We start from the raw sequence: 18,055 nt of genomic DNA on the forward strand, positions 1-18,055 counted from the left end.
TAAAATCAGATTAATATTGTCAATAAAAAAACGTATGCCATTCCTGACATACGTTTTTATGATATTACATTGCTGAAGCGGTTATTTCCAGCCTCCGCCCAAAGCCTGATAGAGCTCTACGGCTGCTTTCATTTTACTGTATCTTGCATTGGAAATGTTAAGTTCTGCATTCAATGAATTCACATTTGCATTCAATACCTCAAGATAGTTCGCCATTCCATAGTTCACTAATTCCTGGGAATAGTCAACCGATTTTTTGTAGGCATCAAGTTCTTTTTGTTTCAATTCAATAAATGAATCCTGAACAGAGAAAACCCTGATGGCATCCGAAACTTCTTTTCCGGCAGTCAAAACTGTTTTTCTGAAGTTAAGGTAAGCCGTTTCCTGATTGGCAAGACTTACGTCATAGTTGGTCTGGATCTGTCTTTTATTTAAAATCGGCTGGGCCAGTCCTGCCACTACATTCGCAAATAAAGAGTTTACACTGAATAAGTGGTCAATATCCACAGACTGCAATCCGCCGCTTCCTGTCAGTTTTAAAGTAGGATAAAACTGAGCTTTGGCAGCATTCGTCAGTTGGAAAGCATTCATTAAGTTAAACTCTGCTCTCATTACATCCGGGCGGTTGGCCAGAAGCTGAGTCGGGTAACCCAGTTTTAAATCGATCGGGAGTTTTTGCCCTTCCAATGTAGATCTTTCTATAGAATGAGAAGGCTCTCCCATCAAAAGGCTCATTGTATTTTCGAGCAGCTGGATCTGTGTATCAATATCAATCAGTAATGATTTGGCATTGAAAACAAGCGCTTCGCTTTGCTGAACTGCTACTTCAGTAAGAGACCCGGAAGCTTTTAAAGCTTTTGTGGCTTCAAGATTTTTCTCCCTTACAGCAATTGTTTCCGTGATAATTCTTTTCTGGGCATCAAAAGTCAGCAACTGATAATACGCAGAAGCAATGGAAGACACCAAGCTGCTTTTAACGGCTTTATGAGCGGCAACAGTTCCTAAATAAGTCGCAAGCTGGGCTTTTTCCTGTGCTTTCAATTTGCCCCAGATATCAGCTTCCCATCCGATACTTGCCGTAATGTCAAACTGGTTTACATAACGTCTTTCTCCGATGATCTGTCCAAACTGGGTATTGATAGACTGGGTCTGAAATGTATAGTTGGGTCCGATAGAAAGCGTCGGCTGATACGCTGCCTTACTCTGTTTAAGATAGGCTTCCGCAGAATTAATACTTTCCAAAGCAATTCTGATATCAAGATTGTTTTCCAGTGCCTTGGAAATATGCCCCTGCAATATCGGATCAGTGAATATTTCTTTCCATGAAATATCTGCAATATTCGTGCTGTCCGAAGGAAGCATGTCTGTACGAAAAAGCTTTTCGTCTACAACATTTTTCGGTCTTTCATATTCTTTTCTCGCCATACAGGATGAGATGGCTCCGAGTATGAAAACTGAAAAAGTGATCCCTTTTATGATGTTTAATAAACTCTTCATTATTTTTAATTAGAAGTTAGAGTTTAGAAGTTAGAAGTTAGTTTTTAGACTTATCTCTAATTGCTAACTTCTAATTTCTTAAATCTTAATTTTATTCTGCTAAATTGATATCTTCTTTTTTGATAGGTTTGATTTTTTCCTGCAGTGTTTCAAAAATCACATACAGAACCGGAATTACAAATAATCCCAAAACAGTTCCTATCAATAGTCCGATGGCCGCTCCCGTAGCGATAGATCTGTTACCTACTGCTCCGATTCCGCTTGCCAGTACCAACGGCAATAAACCGAAAATAAAGGCGAATGAGGTCATCAGAATAGGTCTTACCCTGGCTTTCGCTGCATTAATGGCCGACATCACAATCGTTTCTCCATGATGCCTTCTCTGGACAGCGAATTCAACAATAAGGATTGCGTTTTTCGCCAGTAGTCCCACGAGCATGATCAGGGCAATCTGGAAGTAAATATTATTTTCAAGTCCCATGATCTTCTGGCCGAAATAAGCTCCCATTACCCCAAGAGGAAGAGAAATAATAACAATCAGCGGAAGGATATAACTTTCATACTGTGCGGAAAGGATAAAGTAAACAAAGATCAAACTCAGTCCAAAAATCAAAAGCGTTTGAGATCCTGAATTTAATTCTTCTCTCGTTAACCCGGTAAATTCTACGGCATAGTTTTGATTCAGGGTTTCATCTGCCACCTGCTGCACCGCAGCAATGGCATCCCCAGAACTGTATCCGTCAGAGTTTGCTCCCGTTACCTTCACTGAAGTAAAGAGGTTGTAACGGCTTACGGATTGTGGTCCGTATGCTTTTGTCAATGTTACAAACTGTGAAATCGGAGTCATGATCCCTGATCCTGTTCTCACATAAAGCTGATTCAGGTTTTCAATATTCTTTCTGTTTTCAGGAAGAGCCTGAACCATCACTCTGAACTGCTTTCCATACTTGGTAAAGTCTGCAGTATAAATACCTCCGATATACCCCTGCATTGTAGCCAGAATTTCATTGACAGAAACTCCAAGCTGTTTGCTCAGAGGAACATTAATTTCCATCTGATACTGAGGATATTTGGTATTGAATGAAGTCTGTGCAAACTGAATTTCCGGTCTCTGCATCAGCTTACCGATGAATTCATTGGTTTTAGCATCCAGATCGGCATATTCTCCACCTGATTTATCAAGCAATACCATTTCAAAACCTGCACTGTTACCAAATCCCGGTACACTTGGCGGTTGGAAGAATACTACTTTAGCGTCAGGAACAGATCCTACAATTCCGAATAGTTTTTTGGTGATATCTTCAGAAGTCTGTCCGTCTTTTTTTCTTTCTTCGAATGGTTTCAGTTTAACAAAGGCAAGACCGTTGTTACTTCCGTTTCCGGACAAGAACCCTCTACCTGTTGAAATCGTTACGTTCTGTACGCCCGGAACTTTCAATGCTTTAGCCTGAAGAGTTTTCAATGCGTTGTAAGTTCTTTCCATAGAAGCTCCCGGAGGAAGCTGAACATCGGTAAAAATAATCCCTCTGTCTTCTGTAGGTACAAACCCTTTCTTCATGCTGCTGCTTGCCCAGAACAGAATACCTCCGGTAACAGCAAAAATTATCAGGGTTACCCATTTATGTCTCAACAGGAATACAAATCCTCTTCCGTAACGTTCAGTAGTTGTTTTAAAAGCAATATTAAACTTATAGAAAAACTTCTGTAACAGGTTCAGATTTTTATATTCTGCATGATGCGCTTCGTGAGGTTTTAAGAATAATGAACATAAAACCGGACTCAGGGTCAATGCATTAATCGCAGAAATGATGATGGCTATAATCAGCGTAATACCAAACTGCTGATAGAATACCCCTGTAGGACCTGTAATGAACGTCACCGGAATAAATACAGCTGCCATTACCAAAGTAATCGAAATAATAGCCCCTGTGATCTCATCCATTGCCTCTACGGTCGCTTTTTTAGCATCAGAAATACCATGTTCCATCTTGGCATGAACGGCCTCGACGACGACGATGGCATCATCCACTACAATACCAATGGCCAGTACCAATGCAAATAAAGTCAAGAGGTTCAATGAATATCCGAAGAGATTCAGGAAGAAGAATGCCCCCACAATAGATACCGGAACCGCGATAGCCGGGATCAGCGTAGACCTGAAGTCCTGAAGGAAAATATATACTACGATAAATACCAGAATGAAGGCTTCAATAAGGGTATGAACCACCTTTTCAATAGAAGCTTCCAGAAATTCGTTGGTATCGAAGTTAAATGTATACTTGATTCCCTGCGGGAAAGTTCCTTCAGCCGATTTCAGATAGGCTTTGATATTTTTAATAATCTCCTGTGCGTTGGATCCCGGAGTCTGGAAGATCCCCATACTGATGGAAGGATTGTTTCCGTTCTCCCCGATTCCTGTGTAAGACTGTCCTGCCAGTTCCACTTTGGCAACGTCTTTCAGCATCAGGTTTTGTCCGTTTGCAAGAGATTTGATGATGATATTATCGTACTGTTCCTTATCGTTGAATTTTCCTACGTATTTGATGATATATTCAAAAGAACTACCGCTGTTCTGGCCGATAGAACCTGCTGCTGCTTCTCTACTCTGCTCATTGATGGCATTGGTAACGTCGGTAGGAGTTACACTGTAGGCAGCCATTTTTGCAGGATCAAGCCAGATTCTCATCGAGTAGTTTTTACCCCCGAAAACGTTCGCATCTCCAACACCATTTACCCTTTTCAGGTTAGGAATAATATTGATATTCAAAAAGTTCTGAAGGTATACGTCATCCAGGTCTTTATTTTCAGAATAGAAGGACATATACATCAGGGCACTGGTCTGCTGCTTCTGGGTTACTACCCCTGAACGCGTTACTTCGGCAGGTAAAAGCGGCGTAGCTCTCGCTACACGGTTCTGTACGTTTACCGCTGCAATATCCGGATCTATTCCCTGTTTGAAGAAAACCTGGATCTGGGCAGAACCGTCGTTTCCGGCACTGGAAGTGATATAATCCATACCTTCCACCCCATTGATCTGTTCTTCCAAAGGTACTACTACACTTTTCATTACCGTCTCGGCATTGGCTCCCGTATAGTTTGCGGAGACACTTACCGTAGGCGGCGCAATGTCCGGATACTGTGTAACCGGTAACGAGATCAGTCCCAGCACACCGAGAATCACAATCAGGATTGAGATTACGGTGGATAAAACCGGTCTGTTAATAAAGTTTTTTATCATTAGAATTTCGGTTTTATTGATTGAACAAGACTATCCATTTTAATTGGCTGCGGTTTCACGGCTGTTCCCGGTTTCAGACCTCCGATACCAGCTGCAATAACTCTTTCACCTTTATTAACTCCGGATTTGATAAGAGCCATATTGTCGATTCTGTCGATAACATTCACAACAACGTTTCTGGCAGTATCTCCTTTTTCTACTTTGTAAACGTAAACAATACCCTGCTGCTCATAAGTAGCACTTTCAGGTACTACAAGTACATTGTCATAATGCTGAGGGAACCTGATCGTTCCACTGTTCCCATTACTTAATAATTTCTGGGCATTCGAGAAAGCAACTCTGAACTGAATGGTTCCGGTTGTAGGATCAATCTGGCCGGTAATGGCTTCAATTCTCCCTTTTTCAGGATAAAGACTTCCGTTGGCTAACTGAAGTTCAACCATAGGTAAGTTTTTGATTTTCTCAGGCATAGAAGCTCCCGGAGATTTTTCAAGGAAATCAAAATATTCTTTTTCATTCATGGCAAAGTAAGCATAGATCTCAGAGGTATCAGAAATCGTTGTCAGAGGAGTCTGATCAGACGGCCCTACCAAACTTCCTACTTTCAATGGCAGTCTTCCGATTACCCCTGAAATAGGAGCACGGATAATAGAATATTCGATGTTGGCTTCTACTCCTTTATAGTTGGCTTCTGCCTGTCTTTTAGCAGCATTGGCCTGCTGAAGCTGTGCCTGTGCCTGTGACAGCTGAGCCTGAGCGGTCTGTAACTGTACGTTACTGATGATATTTTTCTGAACCAGTGGTTTAAGTTTGTTGACTTCAACCTGAGCTGCATTTACAGAAGCCTGCGCTGCGGCAACGCTTGATGCTGCAGCACCGATTCCTGCTTTGGAAGCAGCTGCATTTTCGGTCAGGATATTGGTTTCCAGACGAAACAATGGCTGTCCTTTTGTAACATATTGTCCTTCATCTACCAATACCTGGGTAATATATCCCTGTATTTTTGCACGTACATCATTGTTTACTCTACCCTGGATGGTAGCCGGAAACGTCTGATAACCCACTATATTTTTTGACTCCACTGAGATAACAGGATATGGCTTGGCACCATCCTGTTTCGGAGCTTCTTTTTTGCAGGCAGTCAGTGAAAGCGCTGCAATGGAAAGTATAACTAGCTTATTATTCATTTTATAGTTTATTAAGAGATTCCTGAATATTTTCTATGTTTTTATTTAAGAGTGCTTTGTAAACTTCTATTCTTTCGTTGTATCCATCGTCTTTACTTTTTTTAAAATTGTTTAAATCATCTAATAGTCTTAGTTCGTCCTGCATTTTCTGGACAATTTTCTCGAATCGTATTTTTTTGTATTCATCATTGATGAAAAAATACCGTTTCCGCTCATCCATTTTGTTATGGTCTACGATAAGCTGAGCATTCAGTAGTAATGAAATACTGGTGGAAACAGAACTTTTGCTCGCGGAGAGCACTTCAACGAACTCGTCAAAAGTAATTCCTACTTTCTCATAGTCAAAAAGAAGGTAGGAATAAATTTTTGATGCTAAAGGAGGTAAGCTGAACACAGTACCATAAAATTTTACGGCATCCTGAAAAATTTTTTCATCAATTTCTATACTTTGGTGCATAATATAAAAATTTGAACAAAAGTAGAAATTAGTTCAGAACCAAACGAACAAACCCGATAGAGTTTATAAATACTGGACGTTTTAAAAATTCAATGAAAGTTGATTTAACTTTTTGCCTAAATTATAATCTTCTCAAAAGCTTTCCTCATCCCGTCTCTTAAAAGAACCTCTCCACAATAGGAATACCCTCTGCCTTCAAGAATTTTCAGCATGGCGATATTATCATGGTTGGTATCTACTTTAATACTCTGAATTCCATGAGATTTGGTAAAATATTCAATCTGATCAAAAAGTTTCTTTACCATTCCCTGTCCGGCAAATTTTTCATCTACGGCCACTCTGTGAACCACAACAAATTCACCGTCACTTAGCCATGCTCCTTCAATGGTACTGTAAGCCGGTTCATCATTCAAAATCAGGGCTGCATATACTGCAATTTCTCCGTCTACGGTCAATACATGCCCGAATCCTTTCGCAATATCACTTTCTACCGTTCCTAGATTAGGGTATCCGTTCTGCCATTGGGTGCTTCCGTCCTGTCTTCTTCTTTCAATGGATTGCTGGATGATTTTCCAAATAATGTTTCTGTCTTCAATTTCCGCTTGTCTTAGTTTAATCTCTGGATTCATGTTATAAAATTTGATTAAAAGATTGAATGATTTAAGAATTTAAAATCAGAATTGCTGCTTTCCGTTCAATCTTTGAAATATTTATTTTTTGATGGGTTGCAATTAAAAAACCGAAAATTAATTAAAATTAATTTTCGGTTCGAAGTAGTAAAATTTAAAATTATGAAATTGTTTATTGATTTTCACTTTGTTGAAGGTAAGCATCAATAATTTCAAATGCTTTGGATTCATCTTCCAGATCTACCATTACCTTCAGCGAAGTGGCTGTTGGCGTTGTAGTAAATGTAAGATAGTTATTTTCAACCGTGTTTGTAATCTGTGCGTCATCCAATTTAGATTTAACCAACTGAATTTCTGAAGGGTTATCACTTTCATAAACTGATACTCTCGTACTTCTTTCCATATTCTAATTGTTTGAGTATCTAAATATACAATGTTTTTTTTAAAATTACAAATTCCGGATTTTAAATTTTATTAATATTGTTTTCAATTTTGTCTAAAGCAAGCTGGATTTCTTCTTTAGTAACATTCAAATGAGGTCTGAAACGAAGAGACTGATCCCCGCAAGGAAGAATAATCAATCCGTCATTGAAAAGCTCATTCATCAGGTGGTTTCTCTGTTCTGCAGTTGGCAGATCGATCGCACACATAAGCCCTCTTCCTCTTGCATTTGAAATTTTCTCAGGATATTTTTCTGCCAGAGCTTTTAAGCTTTCCAGTAAGAAATCTCCCACTACTCTTGCATTTTCTACAAGATTTTCTTTTTCGATCACCTCCATTACCAGCTGGAAACGAAGCATATCAATAAAGTTTCCTCCGAATGTTGAGTTGATTCTTGAACTTTCCCTGAAAACATTGTTTGGAACCTGATCAAATTTTTCCTTATTAGCCAGCACACCACAAACCTGAGCTTTTTTCCCGAAAGAAATAATGTCCGGTTTTGCTGTAAAATGCTGGAATGCCCACATTTTCCCTGTAATGGCAATTCCCGTCTGAACTTCATCAAAAATAAGTAAGATTTCGTTATCATCACAGATTCTTCTTAATCCCAGCAGGAATTCGTCTCTGAAATGATTGTCACCGCCTTCAGCCTGAATAGGTTCGATGATGATACACGCCACTTTATCGGGGTTCATCAAAATAGCCTCTTCAATCTGAAGTAAAGCAAGGTTTTCGTTTTTGATAGTTTCTTCAAGGTTTTCTTCTGTAATCGGGAACTTTAATTTGGGATTTAAAATTCTCGGCCAGTTGAACATCGGGAAATATTGGTATTTTCTCGGATCAGCAGTGTTTGTTAAACTTAAAGTATAACCACTTCTTCCGTGGAAAGCCTGTTTGAAATGAATACAGATTCCTGCTTCAGTGTCTAATCCTTTTGCAAAGTTTTTGCGGGTTTTCCAGTCGAAGCATGCTTTCATTGCATTTTCAACGCCCATCGTTCCGCCTTCGATAAAGAAAGCATATTGTAATTCTTCAGGGATAACCACTCTTTCGAATACTTCAAGGAAGTGAGCGTACTCTTCTGAGTAAACATCCGCAAGAGTAGGTTTATTAACAGCCATTCTTCCTAACCATTCTGATCTTTCAACAAGATAAGGGTGGTTGTATCCGATGGATGCAGATGCAAACATAGAGAACATATCCAGGTATTCTCTGTCTGTCAGTTTATCATAAAGCCATGATCCGTGTGACTTTTCAATATCCATCACAAAATCGAAACCGTCTGCCAACACATGTTTTCCTACTGTTTCTTTTACTTTATTTGCTTTTATATCTAATGTGTGTTCCATAATAAATTGTAGTGTGATTTAATAAATGAACGATTAAATGATCCAAAAATGAAGCCTTTAATCATTCAGGTTATTAAGTTTTATGTTTTTTGAGTGCTTTAAGTAAAGCTTTTATAAATCAAATTTAATTCCCTGTGCTAAAGGAAGTTGTGCGGTGTAATTGATAGTATTGGTTTGTCTTCTCATATAATACTTCCAGGCATCAGATCCTGACTCTCTTCCACCACCGGTTTCTTTTTCACCACCGAAAGCTCCACCAATTTCAGCACCGGATGTTCCGATATTGACGTTGGCAATTCCACAGTCTGAACCAGCGTGAGAAAGGAACAATTCTGCCTCTCTTAGATTCTGGGTCATGATTGCAGAAGACAATCCCTGAGGAACATCATTCTGAATAGCGATCGCTTCTTCTAATGTTTTGTATTTGATCAGATATAGGATTGGTGCAAAAGTTTCGTGCTGAACAATTTCATAAGAGTTTTTCACTTCAGCCACACAAGGTTTCACATAGCATCCGGATTCGTAATCTTTACCAGATAAAACTCCGCCTTCAACAACGAACTTTCCACCTTCTTTTTTACATTTTTTGATGGCTTCTTCGTATTGGTTTACAGCATCAGTATCAATAAGCGGTCCTACATGGTTTTTCTCATCCAATGGATTTCCGATTTTCAACTGGCCATAAGCTTTTGCCAATCTTGTTTTCACTTCATCATACACACTTTCGTGGATAATCAGTCTTCTTGTCGAAGTACATCTCTGGCCTGCAGTTCCTACAGCTCCGAAAACAGCTCCGATAATTGACATATCAATATCAGCTTCTTTTGTAATAATGATCGCATTGTTTCCACCCAATTCAAGGATAGACTTTCCGAATCTTTCAGCTACTTTAGAAGAAACCATTCTTCCAACTCTTGTAGATCCAGTGAAAGATACCAGCGCTACTCTTTTATCATCTACCAGTTTCTGCCCGATTTCGTGGTCCGATACCAATACACTTGAAATTCCTTCAGGAAGATTATTTTCCTTCAAAACTTCCATCATGATATTCTGGCATGCAATAGCACAAAGCGGTGTTTTCTCAGATGGCTTCCAAATGGTAACGTTACCACAGATCCATGCTAATGCAGTGTTCCAGGACCATACGGCTACCGGGAAGTTGAATGCGGTGATAATCCCAACAACTCCCAGCGGATGGTATTGCTCATACATTCTGTGTCCAGGTCTTTCAGAGTGCATAGTGTACCCCTGAAGCTGTCTTGAAAGTCCAACTGCAAAGTCACAGATATCGATCATCTCCTGAACTTCTCCAAGACCTTCCTGTAATGATTTACCCATTTCATAAGAAACAAGTTTACCCAGGTCGTCTTTATATTCTCTTAATTTTAAGCCCAGCTGTCTTACCATCTCTCCTCTTTTGGGAGCCGGAATCAGCCTGAATTCATGAAATGCCTTTTGAGCAGTTTCAATTACTTTGTCATAATCACTTTCTCCGGAAGTTTTTACTTTAGCAATCAACTTTCCGTCCACAGGAGAAATGCTTTCTATCACTTTTCCTGATGCGAAATATTTTCCGCCCACTGAAGTCCCTTTGTTCTCTTCTTTAATCCCAAGATTTCTGAGTGTTTTTTCGATTCCGAAATCTTTTACTTTTTTTGACATAAAATCTTACTTTTCGTTCTCTCTAAAGATAAAAATATTATGTGAACCTCAAAACTTTAATTTTTAATAGGCTTTTTATTTGGACTAATTATAAACATGCTTATCTTTGTAAAGTAATCATTTTGATAATCACCAATGGAAAATTCACAGGAAAACAACTCAAAGCTTAAAAAGTGGTTCAAGCGTGTGGGATGGGCAGGATTAGCTTTCTTTACCATTAAAGGCTTGATTTGGCTCGTCATATTCTACGTTGGAGCAGATAGTCTTCAAAGTTGTATACAATAAAAAAGCAGAGAAAATTTCTCTGCTTTCTTTTTTGGTATAAGATTAACTGAATTGTTATTTTTTTATTGAAAAGCTAAAAAAGAAGGTCTTTTTTATATTTTCTGTAATTTTAGAAAAGGGGGATATCATCATTTTTTGTGGGTATACTTCCCCAAAATATTATCATTCCTTCTCTATTCTTTCCTTTCATTTACTCTTTTTTCTTTCTCCCTGCGTTAACAAGACTCTGATGCAGCAGGTATTCTATCTGTCCGTTTACACTTCTGAATTCATCATTGGCCCACTTTTCAAGGAGTTTATAAGTAGACTCGTCTATTCTTATCACAAAGGATTTTTTGCCTTTGCTTTCTGAAGAGTTCTGAGCTTTTTCTGATTTCATTTTTTTAATTCTCTAACATTATTTACAGTTGCTGTCAGTATAGAAACTGTCTGTACCAAAAGCCCACTGTTAAATTTCTTAATTGTAAAGTGTTCCTGCATTTAGGATAGGTGTTGCCGCTTTTTCACCGCAAAGAACCACCATTAAATTGCTTACCATCGCCGCTTTTCTTTCATCATCCAGTTCAACGATATTATCTTCAGAAAGCTTTTTCAGGGCAAGGTCTACCATTCCTACCGCTCCTTCCACAATCTTGGTTCTTGCAGCAACAATCGCAGTAGCCTGCTGTCTCTGAAGCATTGCTCCCGCAATTTCTGAAGCATAAGCCAAATGGGTAATTCTCGCTTCCTGGATAATGATTCCTGCCGGTGCCAGTCTTTCTAATAATTCCTGCTCGAGAATTTTGTTGACCTGATCCCCACCGTCCCTTAAGGTAATGTTCGCATGTTCATCTTCAAGGTTATCATAAGGAAAGCTTACCGCAAGGTGTCTTACTGCGGCCTCACTCTGCATTCTTACATAATCCGTATATCTTTCTACTTCATAAGCTGCTTTGTAAGTATCTCCTACTTTCCATACAATTACGGCTGCAATTTCAATAGGATTCCCCATCTTATCATTTACTTTTAAAGTCTGCCCCTGAAGGTTTTCGGAACGAAGACTTATTTTCTGTGATGAATAAAGCGGGTTGATAAAGAAAAGTCCGTTTTCTTTTACCGTTCCAACATACTTTCCAAAAAAGTTAAGCACTCTTGAGTGGTTAGGCTGAATAATCATTAATCCTTTTAAGAAAAAGCATGATATCAGAAAACACAGCATAGCGAGCGCAACAAAAGTTATATTCTGGTCTACTCCGGTAATAAAAAAGTAGACAGCTGCGATAAACAAAGCCAGGCAAATAACCAATGTAAGATAGCCGGACATAGGTTTTAAGATTTTTTCCATGATTGAATTTTAATTTGATATTATTTTGATATCATAAAGATAGTGATGAATTATGAATTATGAATTATAAATTTTGATTTTTTTGAGGTACGAGTTTCGGGATCCGGGAATTTTTAACTAATGCAAAGTTCGGAAGTTTAATTTATTAGGATGTCTTATATTTTTGTTCGCAAAGCCAATTCGTTTAGCTAAGACCGCTAGTTCTTTGCTGAGTGAAACGCCTTTGAGAGCAATATTTAGTATCCCAAAATCATTGCGATCCTTAGCGTTAAAACAGCTGACCCTAATGCTAAAAACAATAGAAATAAAAAAATCCCGGAAAGTGAATTCCGGGATTTTAATTTATAGTTTCAGTATTTTATTTCTTTGTTAAAGCTTTAAACTTGATATAAGAAACAGCTGATAAAATAATCATTGTTGAGATTCCGATGTATACCCAGGCTGGTACAGGTACCGGATCTCCCGCTGCGTATGAGTGAAGTCCGCTTAAGTAATAGTTTACTCCAAAATAGGTCATTACCATTGAGCAGAATGCAAACATTGTTGCTACGTGGAATGCCCATCTGCTTCTCAATCCCGGTACTAATCGCATGTGCAGTACAAATGCATATACCATGATAGAGATGAAAGCCCATGTTTCTTTCGGATCCCAGCTCCAGTATCTTCCCCATGATTCGTTCGCCCAGATTCCTCCTAAGAAGTTTCCTACTGTTAAAGCAAATAATCCGATGGTTAATGACATTTCAGAAACAATTACCAGTTCCTTCAATGTCGTATCGTGGTGAATTTTATACGTTTCTTTATTAGAGATAATATAGAATACCAATGAGATTACAGCAATAATCATGGAGAGCGCGAAGAATCCGTAACTTGATGTAATAATAGCTACGTGAACAATTAACCAGTAAGATTTCAATACCGGAACAAGTGGTGTAATCTGCGGATCAAGAGCTGAACCTCCATGGGCAAATCCCATCATGATAACAGCTACCATAAATCCTGCTGCAGGAATCAATGCATTGGCATTTCTGTACAGGATTAAACCTGCCGTAATACCTACCCAGGAGATAAAGATAATTGCTTCGTATCCGTTACTCCAAGGAGCGTGTCCTGAGATATACCATCTTGCAACAAGTCCTAAGAAATGACACAGATATCCAATTAAACCAATCGCAATGATTACTTTAATTGCTTTATTTAATACTTTATTTGATTTGAATAATTCAACAAAACCTAAGATCAGAAGAAGACCACCGATAAGCGTGTAGAAGATCAATAATTTGAAGTTAATATCTACTTTATTCATAAATACTTCAAGATCTACTTTGGATTTAGCAGGAACAACTGCTTTACCCCATTTCTGCTGATAGTCTGAAAGCTTTTTCAATTCTGCATCTGCTTTGCTCCAGTCACCGGTTTTTTGTGCCGTAAGCGCTTCTGCAAAATAAGGTCCCATTACCTGCTGAGATTCCATATCCGGTTCGAATTTCTGATCTAACCATGAATGCCAAGTGTGATTAGCATCATTTTTCACAGGAACAATTCTCATAAACTGACCGCTGAAAAACTCATTGAAGATCTGTACTCTTTCGTTTACAGCAATTACTTCTTTATCATAATTTGTTTGTTCAGCCGGTTTCTTACGGAACGCGGTGTTGTAATCATGCTCAAGAATATAAGTAAGATTACCGTTTGCATCTGCAGGGAAAAGGTTCATCAATGAAGTATAACCATCTTCATCTGCTTTTGTTTTATTCTTCAGCTCATCACCTCCTTTAGTTCCTACTTTAATAATCGGAACCATTGTCCAGCTCGGAGTATCTGTATTGATAGAAAGGAACCATTGGTTGGCTGTAAGAGATTTTCCGTCTGTTCCTTTAAATTCGTCTTTCTTGTATAATTTTCTTAAAATATCGATTGCTTCTGTATTGATAGGAACAATTCTTCCTTCAAAGTTCTGAACCAAAAGATATCCGAATTTATCAGCGTGTTCTTTACTGATTTTGTTTCTTGCAATGATCTCGTCCGGAGAAATAGTTCTCATTTTTCCCATTGGAGTTGCCAGAGAGTTCTGCTTTGGAGCAGCGCCATCAAGCGGCTGGGCAGACGGTGCCGGAGCATGGGAATGATTGTCTCCTTCAACATGAATATGTTCTCTGCTTCCGTCGGTAGTTCCGTGAGTTTCGATTTTTTGTGCATGTAAACCTAAACTTAAGAACAATAAAAGGATACCTGCTGCTTTCTTTTTATTCACGTCAGCCAGCATTTTATTTAATTTCCAGAAATGAGTTCCTTTCCAGAAGAAAATGACAAACATTCCAAGGAATAAAAGTCCGTATCCGATGTAAGAAATCAAAGTTCCCCAGTAATCGTGGTTTACAGAAAGAACGGTTCCCATTCTGTCCGGATCAAAACTCGACTGGAAGAAACGGTATCCTTTATGGTTAAGAACGTGGTTCATATAGATTTTATAAGGAGTTTCTTTACCTTCGTCAATGATTTTTACGTGGCTTTCATAAGCACTTGGAGATGAACTTCCCGGATATGTTTCCATCACGAAATCATCCAGTTTCAATGCGAAAGGCGTGTTGTATACTTTAGGTCCGAAACCTACCATGATGTTTAAACCGTCCATAGTAACCTGCTTGTAAGCATTCGGGTTTCCTTTTTCAACCGAAAGGTCTACAATTTGTTTTGTTTTTGGTCCCTGAAGCTCAATCTGAAGCATATCAGGAACATTAGCATCTTTCTTTCTGTCGCCTTCAATAGCCATCAGTCTTCCTTTTTTAAGACCTTCAGGTACTACCAGCTTCAGCTCGTTGATGGTATATAAACTTCTTAATGCCAAAGGCTGAAACGCATCTTTCACTGTAGTTCCTGTTGCTTGTGTAGCCATGGTCATATAGCTGGCATCTACAGGAGTTTTGATGAATAATTTTCCGCCTTCATTTTTAAATTCAACAGCACCTTCAATCGCTCTGTTGAATGTCACCAAAGTACCGTTGATGGATTTTGTTTCTCCCGGTTTGATGTAAATATTCTGTCTTCCAGTATTTCCGGTAGAAACCAGATGAAGATACTCAGCACCATTTGGCTCAGCTACAAGGCTGTCTTTTTTTCTTTGGATGTATTCCTTGGCAAACACTTTCACTTCTTTTCCGTGGAAGTCATAAGTTGCTTTGAAATCTTTGTGTAACGGAGACATCAGATAAGGAACATCCTGATAATTCAGTACATCACCCTTTTCTTCGATCTGAATTTTAAAGAAATTTTTATCGGTTACGATTTCGTTGGACGTTTCACCTTCTCTGATGTGCATTGTTCCTTCAAAACTGATGTATCTGGTGATGGCACCACCGATAAAAATAAAAACAAAGGCAAGGTGGAAAACAAGAACCGGCCACTTATCTTTTTTCCACAGTCTGTATCTTCCGATATTTCCTATGAAATTGAGAATCAGTAAGACCATGATCAGTTCGAACCATTTAGCCTCATAAATTAATGCTTTTGCTGTAGGAGTTCCGTAGTCGTTTTCTAAGAACGTTGCATAAGCCATCGCGAATGCGTACACCAGCAACAATACAGCCATTGTCCTGGTTGAGATAAGAATATCTTGGAGCTTCTTCATGATTTATTGTACTTGACATGCAAAAATAAGCATGATAAACCACAAAGAGCTTAAAAAAAGCTGTTTTTTATCACTTTGGCCTTGGTTTTGCTTATTTTGAAACGTTCTTAATAAGCCCCAGAAACATTAAGAAAAATTCAATTTTTAAAAATGTAAATATCTGGATTTATATTGCCTATCCGACTGATTGAGAAACTCTATAACCAATTCCATATTCTCAACATAATCAACTCATATAAAACATTTTACGTATCCAAAGTATGATTCACCTCCATTTTTAATTTCAGCTTATTGATTAAAGTATCAATTCCGGTGAATGATCCATCCATTTTCTTAGCTTTTAAAAACAAATCCATTGCTTCCTGATACTCCATTTTTTTCATATGGTAAATTCCTAAATTTTTATAGGCATCAGCATTTTGCGAATCAAGCTTTAATGAATCTTCAATATCTTTACGTCCTTCTTCACAAAGGTTTAATTTAATTTTTGCCAGTCCGCGGTTATTATAGGAATATGAAAACTTTTTATCCACTGAAATAGCTTTGTTTAATAAAGGGATAGACTCTTCGTATTTTTCGAGGAGAATTAGTGTATACCCTTTATTATTTAAAGCAAATTTGTTGTCCGGATTTATTTTTAAGGCTTTATCATAATATTCAAGAGATTCTTCCAACGATCCTGTTTCAGTAAAGGTCAATGCAAAATTCGTCCAGTCATCCGTAGTCATGGAAGAATTATTTTCTTTGAATGTAATGGCTGTCTCTTTTGCTTTTTCAAAGTTCTTAGCATTAATATGAGATACTATTGCCATCCTGTAGATATCAAGATCTTTTGATTCCTGCAGTAAACTGTCAAAGATTGATGCCGCTTCACAATACTTCTTTTCGTTAAATTTATAGATTCCTTCTGTATATTCTTTAGGCAGTTTTTTCTGACGGATAAGATTGACAATAGCTTTTCCATCGTTAAATATTAATCTTCCATCACTCATATAAATAGGTTTGTGGCTCGGAAAAATATTGATCAAAAAATCAATTGCTGAAGAAACCATTAAGATGATGAAAAACAAAGTAAGAAATTGAGTATTTGAAATGATTAAATAAGAGAGTAAAGCCAGTAATAATGATGCAGCCGGCCCTCCAAATACATATAAAATATGCTTATTGACAGAAAATCTTTTTTCTTCACTTTCACAGAGTCCTCTTCCCCATTTAAGGGGATTTTAAAAAAAAAAAAAGAAAAATCTTTGAAATTGATGAGAAAACTGTTATCCTTATCTCCGTAAGAACCCATAAAGACATGTACTTTCTTTCTTGTCACCAGCCAGGCGGTAACGGCATGCCCCATTTCATGAAAAAAGACTGTTAAAGGTCTGATCAATATTAAAAAGATGAAAATAAAAATTCCGGGGACACCAAAAAATTCCATTAAAAAGTCTTCAATCGGTTATTAATTATCATTCTTTATCCTAATCGGATACAAATCCTGATATGATAAAGAAAACTGTTGCAATATACTTATTTTTCCAATGACATTTTCCTCCTGATTTTGCTTAAAAACTCATGGGTAATTCCCAGATAGGATGCTACCTGCTGCTGGGTAATCCGTTGTTCCAATCCAGGATACTTTTCAAGGAATTCAAGATATCGTTTGTCTGCTGTTTTGCCCGTTAAGGAAAGAATTCTTCTCTGCAACGCTACCGAAGATTTCTGGTTCATGATTCTGAAAAGCTTTTCTATCTGCGGCATTGTTTTATACAGATTTTCTTTATCTTTTCTAGAAATCATCAAAACTTCACTGTCTTCAAGGGCTTCAATATTGAGAATACTGGGAACGGTATTGATGAGGCTGTCAATATCAGTAATCCACCAGCCTTCAACCGCAAAATATAAGGTTTGCTCCAATCCGTTTTCATTGAGATAATAGATTTTAAAACACCCGTTCAGAACAAATCCTTCAAAGAAACAATAATCTCCTTCTTTGAGCACCACTTCTTTCTTTTTAAATGTTTTGCGTTCAAAAGGCTTTGCAAACTTTTGAAAATCCTCTTCTGGAAGATTGATATATTGACTGATATTTTTAAAAAGTAAATCGGACATCGGATTATTTAAGCAAAATAAAGGTATCAAAATTATTGGCACCTTTATCAAATTAAGTTATGTTAAGCTGTTTTTATATTAAGCAAATGATCTTTTTAAATAAGTTTATTAGAAATCTTCGGTATTTGCTAAATAAAAAATATTAGAAAACGCAATGGCGCCAAGATTTTTTTGAAATATCAGCAGTTTTTAAGGCGCAAGGATTTTATCTATGATAAAATTTATTAGATTCATTTTGCTGGAAATCTTCGATTTCCT

General features: G+C 37.8%; 14 protein-coding genes. 1 reads left to right on the top strand and 13 read right to left on the bottom strand.

What is annotated here, in order from left to right:
* Window positions 1–81: 81 nt before the first annotated feature.
* From ACLI50_RS04350 to amaB, 8 genes are all read right to left on the bottom strand, one after another.
* Window positions 82–1,497: an efflux transporter outer membrane subunit gene (locus tag ACLI50_RS04350; protein WP_411413240.1), complete on the bottom strand. Its 1,416-nt coding sequence runs from the start codon at window positions 1,495–1,497 to the stop codon at window positions 82–84.
* Window positions 1,498–1,588: 91 nt separating this feature from the next.
* Entirely contained in the window at window positions 1,589–4,735 is a 3,147-nt protein-coding gene (locus tag ACLI50_RS04355) for an efflux RND transporter permease subunit (protein WP_062670038.1), read from the bottom strand.
* Window positions 4,735–5,922, bottom strand: coding sequence for an efflux RND transporter periplasmic adaptor subunit (locus ACLI50_RS04360; RefSeq protein WP_202842413.1), 1,188 nt, complete (start codon window positions 5,920–5,922; stop codon window positions 4,735–4,737). Before ACLI50_RS04360 ends, ACLI50_RS04355 begins: the two co-directional genes overlap by 1 nt.
* A 1-nt stretch (window position 5,923) precedes the next feature.
* Complete coding sequence (locus ACLI50_RS04365; protein ID WP_034694378.1) at window positions 5,924–6,379, bottom strand: hypothetical protein; 456 nt, start codon at window positions 6,377–6,379, stop codon at window positions 5,924–5,926.
* A 116-nt stretch (window positions 6,380–6,495) separates the two neighbouring features.
* Window positions 6,496–7,008: a GNAT family N-acetyltransferase gene (locus ACLI50_RS04370; protein WP_202842418.1), complete on the bottom strand. Its 513-nt coding sequence runs from the start codon at window positions 7,006–7,008 to the stop codon at window positions 6,496–6,498.
* Window positions 7,009–7,180: 172 nt separating this feature from the next.
* A complete protein-coding gene (locus tag ACLI50_RS04375) occupies window positions 7,181–7,411 on the bottom strand; it encodes a DUF2007 domain-containing protein (protein WP_002979801.1) in 231 nt (76 codons plus the stop codon).
* A 61-nt stretch (window positions 7,412–7,472) separates the two neighbouring features.
* The gene (gene lat, locus ACLI50_RS04380) at window positions 7,473–8,798 is read right to left on the bottom strand and encodes an L-lysine 6-transaminase (RefSeq protein ID WP_202842420.1); all 1,326 of its coding nucleotides are present in this window, start codon (window positions 8,796–8,798) and stop codon (window positions 7,473–7,475) included.
* Window positions 8,799–8,909: 111 nt separating this feature from the next.
* On the bottom strand, window positions 8,910–10,460 hold the full coding sequence (gene amaB, locus ACLI50_RS04385) for an L-piperidine-6-carboxylate dehydrogenase (protein WP_202842423.1): 1,551 nt from the start codon (window positions 10,458–10,460) through the stop codon (window positions 8,910–8,912).
* A 135-nt stretch (window positions 10,461–10,595) separates the two neighbouring features.
* Between amaB and ACLI50_RS22680 the strand changes: the two genes are divergently transcribed.
* A complete protein-coding gene (locus ACLI50_RS22680) occupies window positions 10,596–10,745 on the top strand; it encodes an FAM210 family protein (RefSeq protein ID WP_002979804.1) in 150 nt (49 codons plus the stop codon).
* Between the two features lie 190 nt (window positions 10,746–10,935).
* Here the strand turns inward: ACLI50_RS22680 and ACLI50_RS04390 are convergent, their stop codons facing one another.
* The 5 genes from ACLI50_RS04390 to ACLI50_RS04410 all read right to left on the bottom strand — a co-directional run bounded on the left by ACLI50_RS04390 (window position 10,936) and on the right by ACLI50_RS04410 (window position 17,797).
* Window positions 10,936–11,124, bottom strand: a complete 189-nt coding sequence (locus ACLI50_RS04390; RefSeq protein WP_034694367.1) for a type II toxin-antitoxin system antitoxin — start codon at window positions 11,122–11,124, stop codon at window positions 10,936–10,938.
* Between the two features lie 78 nt (window positions 11,125–11,202).
* On the bottom strand, window positions 11,203–12,069 hold the full coding sequence (locus tag ACLI50_RS04395; RefSeq protein ID WP_110008771.1) for an SPFH domain-containing protein: 867 nt from the start codon (window positions 12,067–12,069) through the stop codon (window positions 11,203–11,205).
* A 358-nt stretch (window positions 12,070–12,427) separates the two neighbouring features.
* Window positions 12,428–15,697 carry a cytochrome c biogenesis protein CcsA gene (locus ACLI50_RS04400; protein ID WP_411413241.1) on the bottom strand — a complete coding sequence of 1,090 codons (3,270 nt, stop codon included), beginning with the start codon at window positions 15,695–15,697 and terminating at the stop codon, window positions 12,428–12,430.
* A 245-nt stretch (window positions 15,698–15,942) separates the two neighbouring features.
* A complete protein-coding gene (locus ACLI50_RS04405) occupies window positions 15,943–16,689 on the bottom strand; it encodes a tetratricopeptide repeat protein (protein ID WP_411413242.1) in 747 nt (248 codons plus the stop codon).
* A 526-nt stretch (window positions 16,690–17,215) separates the two neighbouring features.
* Window positions 17,216–17,797 (bottom strand): Crp/Fnr family transcriptional regulator, encoded by a 582-nt coding sequence (locus ACLI50_RS04410; RefSeq protein ID WP_202842432.1) that lies wholly within the window; start codon window positions 17,795–17,797, stop codon window positions 17,216–17,218.
* Window positions 17,798–18,055: the final 258 nt, after the last annotated feature.

Origin of the sequence: Chryseobacterium cupriresistens (assembly GCF_046614675.1) — a bacterium.
In the GTDB taxonomy this organism is placed as follows: domain Bacteria; phylum Bacteroidota; class Bacteroidia; order Flavobacteriales; family Weeksellaceae; genus Chryseobacterium; species Chryseobacterium cupriresistens.

What these genes read in the sequence shown, in the direction of transcription:
- ACLI50_RS04350 (WP_411413240.1), bottom strand. Translation starts at nt 1,497, where the DNA reads ATGAAGAGTTTATTAAACATCATAAAAGGGATCACTTTTTCAGTTTTC.
- ACLI50_RS04355 (WP_062670038.1), bottom strand. Translation starts at nt 4,735, where the DNA reads ATGATAAAAAACTTTATTAACAGACCGGTTTTATCCACCGTAATCTCA.
- ACLI50_RS04360 (WP_202842413.1), bottom strand. Translation starts at nt 5,922, where the DNA reads ATGAATAATAAGCTAGTTATACTTTCCATTGCAGCGCTTTCACTGACT.
- ACLI50_RS04365 (WP_034694378.1), bottom strand. Translation starts at nt 6,379, where the DNA reads ATGCACCAAAGTATAGAAATTGATGAAAAAATTTTTCAGGATGCCGTA.
- ACLI50_RS04370 (WP_202842418.1), bottom strand. Translation starts at nt 7,008, where the DNA reads ATGAATCCAGAGATTAAACTAAGACAAGCGGAAATTGAAGACAGAAAC.
- ACLI50_RS04375 (WP_002979801.1), bottom strand. Translation starts at nt 7,411, where the DNA reads ATGGAAAGAAGTACGAGAGTATCAGTTTATGAAAGTGATAACCCTTCA.
- lat (WP_202842420.1), bottom strand. Translation starts at nt 8,798, where the DNA reads ATGGAACACACATTAGATATAAAAGCAAATAAAGTAAAAGAAACAGTA.
- amaB (WP_202842423.1), bottom strand. Translation starts at nt 10,460, where the DNA reads ATGTCAAAAAAAGTAAAAGATTTCGGAATCGAAAAAACACTCAGAAAT.
- ACLI50_RS22680 (WP_002979804.1), top strand. Translation starts at nt 10,596, where the DNA reads ATGGAAAATTCACAGGAAAACAACTCAAAGCTTAAAAAGTGGTTCAAG.
- ACLI50_RS04390 (WP_034694367.1), bottom strand. Translation starts at nt 11,124, where the DNA reads ATGAAATCAGAAAAAGCTCAGAACTCTTCAGAAAGCAAAGGCAAAAAA.
- ACLI50_RS04395 (WP_110008771.1), bottom strand. Translation starts at nt 12,069, where the DNA reads ATGGAAAAAATCTTAAAACCTATGTCCGGCTATCTTACATTGGTTATT.
- ACLI50_RS04400 (WP_411413241.1), bottom strand. Translation starts at nt 15,697, where the DNA reads ATGAAGAAGCTCCAAGATATTCTTATCTCAACCAGGACAATGGCTGTA.
- ACLI50_RS04405 (WP_411413242.1), bottom strand. Translation starts at nt 16,689, where the DNA reads ATGAGTGATGGAAGATTAATATTTAACGATGGAAAAGCTATTGTCAAT.
- ACLI50_RS04410 (WP_202842432.1), bottom strand. Translation starts at nt 17,797, where the DNA reads ATGTCCGATTTACTTTTTAAAAATATCAGTCAATATATCAATCTTCCA.